We start from the raw sequence: 11,376 nt of genomic DNA, 5'->3' as shown, positions 1-11,376 counted from the left end.
CTCGAGCACCTACGCGGATCAGCGCTCGGGTTCCGCAACCTGACCAACTACATCGCCAGGAGCCTGCTCGAGACCGGCGGCTTCAGACCCCTACTACACCCCGGTCTGTGAAGAGCCGGTTATCTCCCGCGGATCCTTTCGGTGACCGGAGCCCGGAAGACGCCCTACCTGGCGCTGGTCGTGCCAGGAACGATCGGGTTCCTACTCGCAGCAATCACTGAGAACGGCGCCTTGTTGATCAACATCGCTGTGTTCGGTGCGACCGTGTCGTACGTACTCATGATGGTCTCGCATATCGTGCTCAGGATCCGTGAGCCCGAGCTCGAGCGGCCCTACCGCACTCCCGGCGGAGTGGTCACGACCGCCGTTGCGCTAACCCTCGCGCTGACGGCAGTGATTGCGACGTTCTTCGTGGATAAGAAGGCGGCCGGAATCACGGCGCTCATCTTCGTTGTTGCGCTGGCCTACTTCTGGTTCTACAGCCGACACCGCCTCGTCGCAAGCGCCCCCGAGGAGGAGTTCGCGGCCATTCAGCAGGCTGAGTCCGAGTTGTCCTGAGCCGTCTCAACGGTCGGCTAGTCCCATTGGGAGATGCTGCAAAGCTCGTGTCAGGGACGGAACTGGGTGAACTCAATACCACGGGCAAATGGCGGCACCGAACGGTGAGGCGGACGTCTTGGGGCTGGCCCGATCACGCGTAGCTGGCCCGGTTTCCCGAAGGGACCGGTAGCCACGCTCGGGTCCCTCGTGGCGGCTCGGAATGGTGCCGTCGCCCGGTTGGCGGGGGCCGCCCATCGCGGAACCCGCCACGGCGACCCGAGCTGCCGTCCACGGTGATGCCCGGCGTTCTGCCACTCCGGGACCCGTAGCCCGCACCACGGGGCATAGGGCCCGGAGACGGCCGAGGGGGCGGATGGCCTTGTGTGGTGCCAACACGATTGGTGGAACGATCAGGACCTGGATGACGATGTGCCGGCGCTGAGTGCGTCCGGTGCCGAACGGACGGCGGACAGGAATCGACGCTGGTAGGTCACTACGTGTGGGCTGGTAGTCCACCGAGTCAGGTAGGCCGGATCGGCCGTAACGAGCACCCGCCGGTGTAGTGGTAAGAACTCGGGTTCACTGAGCATGGTCATGAGATCCGGAAACATCTGCTCGCCGTCCATCGAACAGACGATCAGACGGGTCTCCGGCAGGTGTGTGGTGGATAGCCAACGCAGCGACCTGCGGACACTGTCCATACCGTCGTCGGGGCCATCGTCTCGCTGACGCAGAAGTGTGCGAGTCAACCGCAGGACCGTCAGGAGGTCCAAGGCCTTGTCGTCGGTACCGAGGTAGTCCATGCGAACGAGGTAGTCCCTGAGGTCCGCGACGAACTGCTCGTCTGAAGTCGCGTCGTAGGCAGCGACGAATCCACGCATCCGCCTCGTGGCGTCAGCTCGGTGCCGCACAAAGGCGTTGATGAAGTAGGGACGTGCCTGCAGCGCCAACGGCGTTTGGTGCGGCTCGAACATCAAAGTGAAGTTCACCCGGTGCCCAAGGTCGTGCAGTTGCCGAGCGAGCGCGTGACCCCGCAGCATGTCGCGCGGGGCACCAGAGTTGTAGCGTTTGCGAAGCAATCCGTTGCCCTTGAGAAGGTCGCCAGCCGTGTCTGCGGAGAGCGGGCCGGTATGTGGAACCTTCACCACCAGCCGGTGCCGGGTCAGGATCTCCTCGTAGCGCGCTACCTCCTCCAGGATTTCGTTGATGTCGCCATAAGGGTTCGCGATCTCGACTGAGACATCGCATCCTGGTCCGGCCGCCTTGCTCAACTCCACAAGGACTTCGTCGAGGGTCGTGAAGTGTCCACCGATGTTTGCGTCCGGGTTATTGATGAAGAGGTCGTAGACGATCCCAGGGTTGCAGGTGACGTTGGCGATCAGGGGCGCGCAGTCCGAGACCTCGTAGGGGTTGGCGGAGTCGGCCGAGAACAGCAGCGGCGTTGGCCGGGGCGTGCCGCCCCGTTCGTATCCGATGTCTCGGACGAGGTCGACGCTGGTGACCGAACCGTGGGTAGCCGTCTCGATGCGGAACCCTGCGGGGGTCTCCTGGTGGTCCTCGCCGAACAGGTCTACTACCTCCCGGAACCGGTCGGTGACCTCCAATTTGCTGGCGGTGATGGTGCGGGTGACTCGCTCCGGGAGCCGCCGGACGTAGCCTTCGTGTCCGATTCTGGTTTCGAACCGTGTCGCATCCAGGTCTACGGGGTCAGCTGTGCCGTTGGCGTAAGTCATTCATTTCTCCTTGATTGGTGTTCTCGAGTAGGTGCAAGCTGTCAGCGAATTCCGAGGACTGCGAAATTTCTCTCATCCTCGCTAGGCATGCACGGGCGTAATTGGCGTAGTCGAACTCTGTGAAGCCCGTCGTACCTGCTCGGACGGACCACAATGCCTCGCGCAGCATGCTGACAAACCGGTACAAGCGCGCCATAGCCAACGAAGTGGGCACTAGGACGCCGTCGTAGGCGCACAGAAGTGCCTCCTCCTCCGAGCTGGAGAGCTTCACTTTCTCAGCGAAGTCCCCTACGTCGTAGTAGGGGTCGCCCGCTCCGACGTACTCCCAATCGATGAGCACCGCCCGGTCGGGAAGGATGATCACGTTGCCCTCGGAGACATCCGAGTGGAGCAGACTGGGCGTGTACGGCCCGCGCGCAGCCTGAATGCGGGCGAGAATGTCCATCGTCCACGCGAACGTCTCCGCCGTGGCCGGGGCCTCGCTCTTGACCTGATTCAAGATCCACGCGGTGCCGCTGTATGGGTCGGAAATAGGACCCGTCATTACCACGCCCTGCGTGTGCTTGTGCAGCTTCGCCAGGGCTTGACCCACCAGCGCGGTCGCATGAACCCGATCCGGGACCGCGGACAGCAACGCGCCTTCTACGAACTCGGAGACTAGAACCCGGGGTTCTGTCCACTGTCCGAGCACTTCGGGTGCCAAACCCAAGTCCAGCACCATCGCCATGGCGCGAACTTGGTTCTCACGATGAATACCGACCCGTGCTGCGAGCGCGTCAGGCAGTTGCTCCTGAACGACCACCGTACGTTGCTCTCGGTCGGTTATCTGTACCTCGACCTTGAAGTTTCGATTCGTCATGCCGCCGTCAAGCGGCTCCGCGGACCAGGTGGCTCCTGGCCACAGCCGGGCTACCGCCTGTCGGACGCACGGCGGGTCACAAGCCGCGACGTTGTTCAGGGATTGGGTCATTCGTCAGACCCCCGCGTCTCTGTCCCGGTCGCGCCAAGCCCCGCAACTGGGGGGCTTGAGGCGAGGCCAGGCTCGAGGTCGGCTGCCTCCAGCCGGCGGGCGGTTGGCACAGCGATTTTGTAGGCCAGCGCCATGGCGAGAAGGGCAGCCGTCAACTTGCCGATCAGGACGGGGACAATCAGAGTCGGTTGAAAGTTCGCTGTGAACGACAGGTGGTCGCCGAGCAGGAATCCCCCCGTCGTGGCGAAGGCTACGGCCAGCACCTTGTCCTTCGGGGGCATCTCCTTGATCAGGTGGAACAAAGCCAGCACGTTGGCCGATCCACCTAGAATTCCAGCCATACCTGGCTGGCTGATGCCGAACTTTGAACCCACTGCGTTCAGCGGACGCGACATGTACTTCTGAATTGCGTAAACCATCGGGAACGCCCCGGCAAGCATAATTCCAACGTATCCAGCGACTTCCAGCGCTCGGAACGTATTATCCTCAGTGGCAATGATGGCGTCGAAGCCCCAGGAACCAAAAACACGCGAAAAGACCCCGGTGAAGTACTCGACGATTGACAGGGCCAGAATGATTTTGACCGCCGCGTCAATGAATCGGCCGAAGCCCATGAAAAGTTTGATCATCAGGTCGGGCAAGAATTTAAGACCGGCGGCGATCAAAAGCACGACGATCACAAGGGGCACGAGATTGCCGACGAGGGCGCCCACATCAAGCCCGGAAATCGGCGTGTCCGCTGGCCCGGTGGTGCTTGATTCCGACCGGATATCGGCCCCGGTCGCCAAGACGATAAGCATAGTCACCGCGACACCAATCGGGATTGTAAGAATCCCGGACATGATGCCAAGTGCCATATACTTGTGGTCTGCCTTCTGCAACATCGCCAAGCCCACCGGAATCGTGAACACAATTGTCGCTCCGGCCATGTAGCCGGTGACCATGGCGGTGATCCAGGCGCCGTCACTTTGGGCCGTTGCCTCTGCCAGCTGATAGCCACCCATATCGGACGCAATGAACGTCGTTGCGGCTATGGCCGGATCGGCTCCTAGAGCCGACCAAATTGGCCCTAGGACCTTCTCGACGAAGATGCTCAGGTATGGAAGCGAAGCCATCACTCCGGCGACGGGGATGAACAGATAGCCGATCGAGTGCAGGCCTTGCATGAACTCTTTGCCAATGCCCCCCTGATCGTCTCTGATAGCCGCCACCGCGCCGATCAGGACGAACGCCATCATAATGTAGATGACGGTGTCGCTAATTATTTCCATGAGTCCACCTTCGGCAGGGCCGCTCCACGCATAGCCCCTGATTGACCCAACAACGAGGCGACGTGCTCCAAAGCGACATGAGTTTCAATCTCTGTTTTTGTGTCGTTCTTGTACACCGCGATTGCAGCACCGTCGGGCTCCCCGAGGCCGTCGACAACGATGTCGGCTGCAGTCAAGTCCTCATCTGCCGTGTAATGACTGACTGTTGCTACTACGCGCATGCCGGCGGCCACGGCGGCCGACACCCCGACATGCGAGTCCTCCACGGCCACGGCGTCGTATGCGTCGATCCCCAGCAGACGTGCCGCATGGAGGTAGATGTCCGGCGCGGGTTTCTTGTTCTCCACCATGTCACCGGCAGCGATCACGCACTCACCCAGCAACTCTCGGCCCAGCACCTGTTCAGCGATTGCCTCCACCGACACGACAGCGGACGTGGACGCCACGGCTAAACGCCACCCAGCGGCGCGCGCCTCAGAAGCGAGGCGTCTGACGCCGGCGCGAGATGGCATCCGCCCCTCGGCGACGAGGTCCAAGAAAATCTGCGTCTTGCGTCGATGCCACAACGCCACGAGCTCATCAAGTGCTGCCTGCTCGGTCGGTAGCCCGTGTCGCTCCACGAACGCGTCGGTGCATAACCGGCGCAGTCGCTCCTTGCCGCCTGCGACGCTCAGCACCGAGGCGTAGTCGTCTTCAGTCCACTCGAAGTCGAGACCCTCCGCGGCGAACATCCGGTTGAAGGCCGCCCGGTGTCCGTCGCGCTCAGTTTCTGCGAGTACGCCGTCGCAATCGAAGATGAGCGCCCTCATGCGACACGCCCTTCGCTGCCGAACACCTTGATGAGCCCCTGCGCGACCATGCTCACGCGGCTCGACACAAACGCCATCAACGTCAAGGGTTCATGGCAGTCCGGGTTCTCCGCCAGGAAATCCCGGTGCGCGTCGATGTATGCCTGCTTGAGTGCGGTGGAGATGTTCACCTTGGCGCAGCCACGGGAAATCAGGTCCCGAAACTGGTCGTCGCTCAGCCCGCTCCCGCCATGCAACGCCATAGGGAGCCCGGTCGCGTCCACCAGCGAGTCCACCCGGTCGACGTCAAGGTTGGGAAGCTGGGGGTAGTCACCGTGTGCGTTGCCAATGGCTGGCGCGAAGCAGTCGATCCCTGTCTCGCGTATGAAGCGCACTGCGTCATCCAGGGGGTAAAGCTCCGACTTGTCGTCGCTGCCGACCCCGTCCTCGACACCCGTTATCCCCTCGATCTCACCCTCGACGTCCGCCCCAAAGCTCCGAGCCTCCCCCACTACCTGCTTGGTTTGCTCGGTCGCCTCCTCGAGCGTGCGACCCGAACAGTCGAAAAGCACAGAACCCCAGCCCGCCTTCAGGCAGTCGAGGAGCACATTTCGATCGGTGCAGTGGTCTAGATGGAGCACCACCGGCACGGTCGCGCGCTCGGCGGCGTGGCGATACATGGACATGGTCTCGGGAATACCTTGCGAAAGGACCGTCTTGACGGACGTCTGAACTATCACCGGTGCGCGTAGTTCTTCGGCCGCATCAACCACCGCCCTGAGCGTCAGCCCGTTCACGATGTTGACCGCCAGGACGCCATAGCCGCCCGCCGTGGCGGCCTCAAGGACGGGCACCAACTTAGCCACAGTCATCGTGAGCCCAACTCTCGGGCCTTGAGGGCGATTTTTACTGACTGCCGACCCATATAGAACGTGCCGAAGAGCAAGCTCGCGGCGACACCAACGTAGGGCAGGTCACCACGCTCGAGCGTGGCCTCGGAGCGCCAGGCGCCCATGGACATGTGGACAACCAGCCGGCCGTCACGGATACGTACGCCGTCGACGGCGACTTTAAACTCTCCAACTGGTGAAAGCACTTGCATTGGGGTCTCCTGATCAGGCGTTTTTGACGGTCAGCGCAACGTGAGCATGGTTTGTTCGCAGGCTTGCATCGCCGCTGCTTCGGCGTTGTCGAACGTCTTGGGTTCGGCGAGGCTGAAGCATTCGACGACGTGGGGTCCTCCGAAGACAGCCCCCTCGATGTTGCGCATCGCAACCCGACTGGCAGCCAAGATCACCGCGTCCGCGTGCACATGGGTCAGGCGATCGCCCTGGGACACCACTGCCCGGTTCACCCGGGGAAAACCGTGCACGCTCAGAACCCGGGCATCGGTGAAGGTGTTCGTGCCAGGCCATGGATCAACCCCGTCCGACCCGGCTCGAACCGACGTCACCGTGATGGCGCCGGCAGAGCCTAAGGCCGAGCAGAGCTCCTCAGCCAAATGACCGTCTCCGATCACCAGCGGGTGACGGCCCAAAAGCACACCCGAGTCCAGGAGGTGCCGGGTCGCGGACCCGGGCATGACCCCGGCACCGCGCTCCCCTGCGATGCCAAGCTCGGCACGCGTTTGCGGCCGAGATCCCGTAGCCACGACGAGTGCATCGGCCGACAGCGTGACTGCACCCTCTACCCCCAGAGTATGGACCTGACCCTGGCTGAACTCGGCCGCGAGAGTGCCAAGCATCATCCGCACGCCGGCGCGCGACGCGGCCCGAGCAAGCTGAGCGGCATCGGTCTCCGGCTCCTGGCCCCCCGGAGCCGGCAATCGCTCGACGAGCGTTACACCGATTCCTCGCTCCGCTAGCATCCGCGACACCAAGATGCCGGTACGTCCAGCACCCGCAACGACCACGTCACTCACCGGTCGTCACCCCCGCGCCAAGCGTTGATCCCGGCTCATGCATCGGCGTTTCCCACGCCTCTCCTGGGGTATAGAGCGAGGTGATGAACGAGACTCCGGACAGGCACGCCGAACCTTGGCAACGCCCCCACGTCGCATGGGTCCGTCTGGCCACTCCCCCGATGGATGTCGCCGGCAACGGCTCCCGCAGGGCTTGATGGATGTCGGCAGCGGTGACCTTCTCGCAGGCACACACCACCGTGCGGCCCAACGGGTCCTTTGCAACCCGCGCGTAGTCGCCGTCCGCCCATAGCGGCGGCGTGTAATCGAGGTCGTTACGAGCTCCCGCGTCCAGCCGATCGCTGAGCCCCGCTCCGACGAGCAAATCACGGATGTGGTCTCCCATTGCCAGCGATGAGGAGACCCCTGTCGAGCGAATGCCCGCGGCTTGGAGAAGGTTCCCTGCAGCCTCAGACCAGCCGACGCGGTACGTCTTGTCGCTGTGGGGTCGCAGACCCGCGAAGGTCTTGATAGCGAACTTCGTGTCAATGTCCGGCATCAAGACACGACACCGATCCACCACGTCGTCAAGACCTGCTCCGGTCGTAGACTTATCGGTCTTGTCTTCGAGGTCCTCTGCGTCCGGACCGACGAGCACCGACCCGTGGGCGGTCGGGATAACCATCGGACCGTGACCGAGCTTCCCCGGCATTCCGGTGAGGATTGACGGAACTCGTTTCCCGAACTCCCTATCGAGCAGAACCCACTGCCCTCGGCGCGGAGTGATGGAGAATTCGTCGCCGCCTAGAGACTTCGAAACGAAGTCCGCCCCCAGGCCAGCGGCGTTCACGACAAACCGCGGCCGGAAGCGACGTTTCGTCGTCAGCACCTCTTCGACCTGTCCATTGCCTAAAGAGGCTGAGACCACCGACTCCCCCAGATAGAAGCGCACCCCGTTAACCGAGGCGAGCTCGGCGAATGCGACTGGCAACCGCACTGAGTCGACGACCCCCTCATCGGGGACATAGATGCCGGCTACCGCCCGACCAGAGGCGTGCGGAGCAACTTCAGCGAGTTCATCACCGCGCACCTCTCGGACTGTGACGCCGTTCTCCGTGGCTCGTTCGCACAACGCCGAGATCCCGGATGCCTCCTCCTCCGAGAAGGCCAAAAGGGTCAGGCCCACCCGGCGAAACGTGACACCTAGCCTCGAGGCAATGTCCTCCCACCGCGGACTCGAGGCACAAACCAACTGCGCCTCAAGGCTGCCCGGCGCAAGAGACCAGCCGCAATTAGCGATACCGCTGTTGGCGCGGGACGTCTCCTCGCCGACGTCGTGTCGCCGCTCAACGACCGCAACGTCCACGTCAAGATGGGAAAGGGCCATAGCAATCGACGTACCAATGACACCCGCCCCCACGATCAGGACATCTGGAGTCTCCACAAGTGGGAGGCCGCTTGATTGCATCCGCCGCTCCTAAAGTCGTCTGGGATCAAGTATTACGATCGTTGAACGATAGGAGCGGACTATAAGTCGAGTCAATGAATCCTCGGCACTCGCGCCTGCCACATCGGCAGATGGGAGTTTCAGCCGGCTATGTATCGGATTACCCGATACGTCCGGTTAACGACTACACCCCACCCGCGCGGGAGAGGTGCGACCGCAGCATCGACTCGAAGTACGTTTCGGCGGGACTGACAGACGCCCGCGTCAGCCGGACCCAACACACCCGCCGCGCTGGCGAAGGCAAATCCGTCACCCGGAAAGCGACGACCTCCCCCCGCCGTTGCTCGTCCGCAATGGTGTGAGTGGACAGGAAGCCGACTCCACGGCCTCGACGCGCCGCCCGTTTGACCGCGTCCACCGAACCCAGTTCCCATACGTTGCGGAACGAGTAGTCAGTCCCGGACAAAAGTCCCAAGGCGTACTCGCGGGTGCTTGAGCCCGTTTCTTGAACCAGAAGCGTGAAATCATCGAGGGCGGCGGCGTCCACATAGCCGTCCGAGGACAGGTCAAGGAAGCGGGGTCTGGCTACACCGACGATCTCATCAGGGCCAAGGGCGGTCACTGTCAGGCGCTCGTCGCGCATATCACCACACGTGACAGCGCACGTGACTCGACCCGAACTTAGCCATTGACGAACTTCCGCGGTCGATCCCACCGACACGTGCACGTTGACATCGGGACATTGCTGCTGGAACTGCTCGATGATGTCTGGAACCAAATAAGTTCCAGGCACCGAAGACGCGCCGAGCTCGAGCGTGCCGGTGCGCAGTCCCGCGCGGGCGGCAAGGGCGGACTCGCCGGCAGTGAGGTTCGAGAGCGCTTGGGAGGCGTAGACGGCTAACACGCGACCCGCGTGGGTGAGCCGTAGCGACCGTCCGTAGCGCTCAACAATCGGTTCTCCCGCGGCAGCGTTCAACAAGCGAATATGCTCGCTGGCGCTAGGTTGGCTGACACCGACCGCCTCGGCCGCCTGCGACAAGCTGCTGCACTTCTCCAGCTCTACAAGCAACCTCAGACGAGTGACGTTCCAGACATCCTGCAGTGACGGCACTTCGTATCCCCTTGTGACATCGTTCTAGCCCAACCGCTCGGCGGGGGCAGGGTCTTGACCTCCCAGGCTGTCACGGCACCCCAAGGCAGACCCCGGGCCACCGGAAGGCCGTGGCCCCGGTTGGCACTAACCGGCCGACCGTCCCGGGGCCACGTGCCCTTCCTAGAAGGCGGGCGATGCGCTGACCGCTTCCGCCGCAGGGTCTGCAACTAGGAGGACGCCGTCATTCACAGGCCATCGAAGAACGGCACGGTCTCCGGCGCGAACTGCAGAGGCCGTACTAGCTGGCTCCCTGACCAGGCCGGTGGTCCCGTCAGGCAATCGGACGCCAAGCCTGCGCGAGGAACCCAAGTACATCTCGTTCAGTACCGTAACCTCGACTGCGTTTTGATCCGCGGTGGCCGAGACCGCTCCCGCAGCTTCCAGTCGGAGCCGCTCCGGCCGCACCATAACGACACCTGCTGACCCATCAGGTAAAGAGCCGTTCACGCGGACCTTCGCCGCACCTTCGACGAAAGAACCCCGACCATCGCTTCTTACCTTCCCCGAAATCAACGTGGACTCCCCGAGGAACGTTGCGATAAAGATGGAAGCCGGAGATTCATACAACTCCCTACCGGTGCCGATCTGTTCGATTCTGCCGTCACGAAAAACCGCAATGCGATCGGAAAGAGCCAGTGCCTCTTCCTGATCGTGGGTCACGAAGACAACAGTGCTTCCAACCTCACGATGGATCCGGCGCACCTCTAGTTGCATGCTGTCCCGAAGTTTGCGATCCAGCGCGCCCAATGGTTCGTCCATCAGTAGCACGGAGGGTTTGAAAACGATAGACCGTGCCAGGGCTACACGCTGCTGTTGCCCACCTGAAAGCTGACTTGGTCGCCGGTCAGCCATTCCATGCAAGTGCACCGTTTCCAACGCCTGCGCAACCTGCTTTTTCCGCTCTGATGAGCTAACCCGACGCTGCTTTAGCGGGAACGCCACATTATCGCTAACGCTCAAGTGGGGGAATAAAGCGTAGTTCTGGAAGACCACCCCCAAATTTCGCTTATGAGGTGGGAGGTGCCCAACATCGCGACCATTGACGTGGATACTGCCTTCGTCCGGCGTACTGAAGCCAGCGATGAGGTTCAAGGTAGTAGTTTTCCCCGAGCCAGAGGGCCCGAGCAGCGTCATGAACTCACCGGGCTCAACAGACACCGACACATCATCCACGGCACGTTGTGATCCATACGTCTTAGTGAGATGACTAATGTCGATGCGGGCCCCGGTGGCACGGGCGGAATTCGTCATAACAAAATGCCCTTCTTCGTGCGCTGTGTTCGACGGCCCATGATCCACAGCGCTAAGGCCAGGACGGAAACGGTAAAAAGGAGAATAAGAGAGGCAGCCGCTGCGATAGTTGGATCCGTATCCCGAGTCATCGACGACCAAATCAGAACCGGCAAGGTGGTCAGTGCTGGCGTCTGGAGGAAAATCGAGATCACAACGTTATCGGGCTCTTCACAGTTGAGGGTGTAGCGGACGACGCGGCCGGGGTCGGCGCGTCGGTGCCGGGATAGAGGTCGAGGTCTTTCGAAGATGGCGGTTCCTACGCCAGCCACCCGAAAGACCTC

10 protein-coding genes and 1 pseudogene are annotated in these 11,376 nt (G+C 62.3%); 1 reads left to right on the top strand and 10 read right to left on the bottom strand.

Annotated elements, in window-relative coordinates; all coding sequences use genetic code 11:
• Window positions 1-123 precede the first annotated feature (123 nt).
• Window positions 124-558: pseudogene (locus QWY28_RS22825) on the top strand (amino acid permease); the annotation flags it as partial.
• Between the two features lie 392 nt (window positions 559-950).
• Here the strand turns inward: QWY28_RS22825 and QWY28_RS22820 are convergent.
• The 10 genes from QWY28_RS22820 to QWY28_RS22775 all read right to left on the bottom strand — a co-directional run.
• Window positions 951-2,273, bottom strand: coding sequence for a transaldolase family protein (locus QWY28_RS22820; protein ID WP_300955224.1), 1,323 nt, complete (start codon window positions 2,271-2,273; stop codon window positions 951-953).
• Window positions 2,248-3,243 carry a phosphotransferase gene (locus QWY28_RS22815; protein WP_300955223.1) on the bottom strand — a complete coding sequence of 332 codons (996 nt, stop codon included), beginning with the start codon at window positions 3,241-3,243 and terminating at the stop codon, window positions 2,248-2,250. The genes QWY28_RS22820 and QWY28_RS22815 overlap by 26 nt, the downstream gene beginning before the upstream one ends.
• Window positions 3,240-4,514 (bottom strand): ethanolamine utilization protein EutH, encoded by a 1,275-nt coding sequence (gene eutH, locus QWY28_RS22810; RefSeq protein WP_300955222.1) that lies wholly within the window; start codon window positions 4,512-4,514, stop codon window positions 3,240-3,242. The genes QWY28_RS22815 and eutH overlap by 4 nt, the downstream gene beginning before the upstream one ends.
• Window positions 4,505-5,323 carry an HAD-IA family hydrolase gene (locus QWY28_RS22805; protein WP_300955221.1) on the bottom strand — a complete coding sequence of 273 codons (819 nt, stop codon included), beginning with the start codon at window positions 5,321-5,323 and terminating at the stop codon, window positions 4,505-4,507. Before QWY28_RS22805 ends, eutH begins: the two co-directional genes overlap by 10 nt.
• On the bottom strand, window positions 5,320-6,156 hold the full coding sequence (locus QWY28_RS22800; RefSeq protein WP_300955220.1) for a class II fructose-bisphosphate aldolase: 837 nt from the start codon (window positions 6,154-6,156) through the stop codon (window positions 5,320-5,322). The genes QWY28_RS22805 and QWY28_RS22800 overlap by 4 nt, the downstream gene beginning before the upstream one ends.
• Before the next feature lie 278 nt (window positions 6,157-6,434).
• Window positions 6,435-7,223, bottom strand: a complete 789-nt coding sequence (locus tag QWY28_RS22795; protein WP_300955219.1) for an FAD-dependent oxidoreductase — start codon at window positions 7,221-7,223, stop codon at window positions 6,435-6,437.
• Window positions 7,216-8,670: an NAD(P)/FAD-dependent oxidoreductase gene (locus tag QWY28_RS22790; RefSeq protein WP_300955218.1), complete on the bottom strand. Its 1,455-nt coding sequence runs from the start codon at window positions 8,668-8,670 to the stop codon at window positions 7,216-7,218. Before QWY28_RS22790 ends, QWY28_RS22795 begins: the two co-directional genes overlap by 8 nt.
• 163 nt (window positions 8,671-8,833) lie before the next feature.
• The gene (locus tag QWY28_RS22785) at window positions 8,834-9,760 is read right to left on the bottom strand and encodes a LysR family transcriptional regulator (protein WP_300955217.1); all 927 of its coding nucleotides are present in this window, start codon (window positions 9,758-9,760) and stop codon (window positions 8,834-8,836) included.
• A gap of 162 nt (window positions 9,761-9,922) precedes the next feature.
• Window positions 9,923-11,053: an ABC transporter ATP-binding protein gene (locus QWY28_RS22780; protein ID WP_300955216.1), complete on the bottom strand. Its 1,131-nt coding sequence runs from the start codon at window positions 11,051-11,053 to the stop codon at window positions 9,923-9,925.
• Window positions 11,050-11,376, bottom strand: a 327-nt coding sequence (locus tag QWY28_RS22775) for an ABC transporter permease subunit (protein ID WP_439117276.1), incomplete at its 5' end; no start/stop codon positions are given. The genes QWY28_RS22775 and QWY28_RS22780, both read right to left, overlap by 4 nt.

Origin of the sequence: Nocardioides oceani (genome assembly GCF_030412965.1) — a bacterium.
GTDB classification, from domain to species: domain Bacteria; phylum Actinomycetota; class Actinomycetes; order Propionibacteriales; family Nocardioidaceae; genus Nocardioides; species Nocardioides oceani.
The sequence above is the reverse complement of the archived record's forward strand: the minus strand, read 5'-3'. Positions and strand labels throughout refer to the sequence as shown.

Excerpts from the sequence above, each read along its gene's own strand:
- QWY28_RS22820 (WP_300955224.1), bottom strand. The coding sequence starts at position 2,273 with ATGACTTACGCCAACGGCACAGCTGACCCCGTAGACCTGGATGCGACA.
- QWY28_RS22815 (WP_300955223.1), bottom strand. The coding sequence starts at position 3,243 with ATGACCCAATCCCTGAACAACGTCGCGGCTTGTGACCCGCCGTGCGTC.
- eutH (WP_300955222.1), bottom strand. The coding sequence starts at position 4,514 with ATGGAAATAATTAGCGACACCGTCATCTACATTATGATGGCGTTCGTC.
- QWY28_RS22805 (WP_300955221.1), bottom strand. The coding sequence starts at position 5,323 with ATGAGGGCGCTCATCTTCGATTGCGACGGCGTACTCGCAGAAACTGAG.
- QWY28_RS22790 (WP_300955218.1), bottom strand. The coding sequence starts at position 8,670 with ATGCAATCAAGCGGCCTCCCACTTGTGGAGACTCCAGATGTCCTGATC.
- QWY28_RS22780 (WP_300955216.1), bottom strand. The coding sequence starts at position 11,053 with ATGACGAATTCCGCCCGTGCCACCGGGGCCCGCATCGACATTAGTCAT.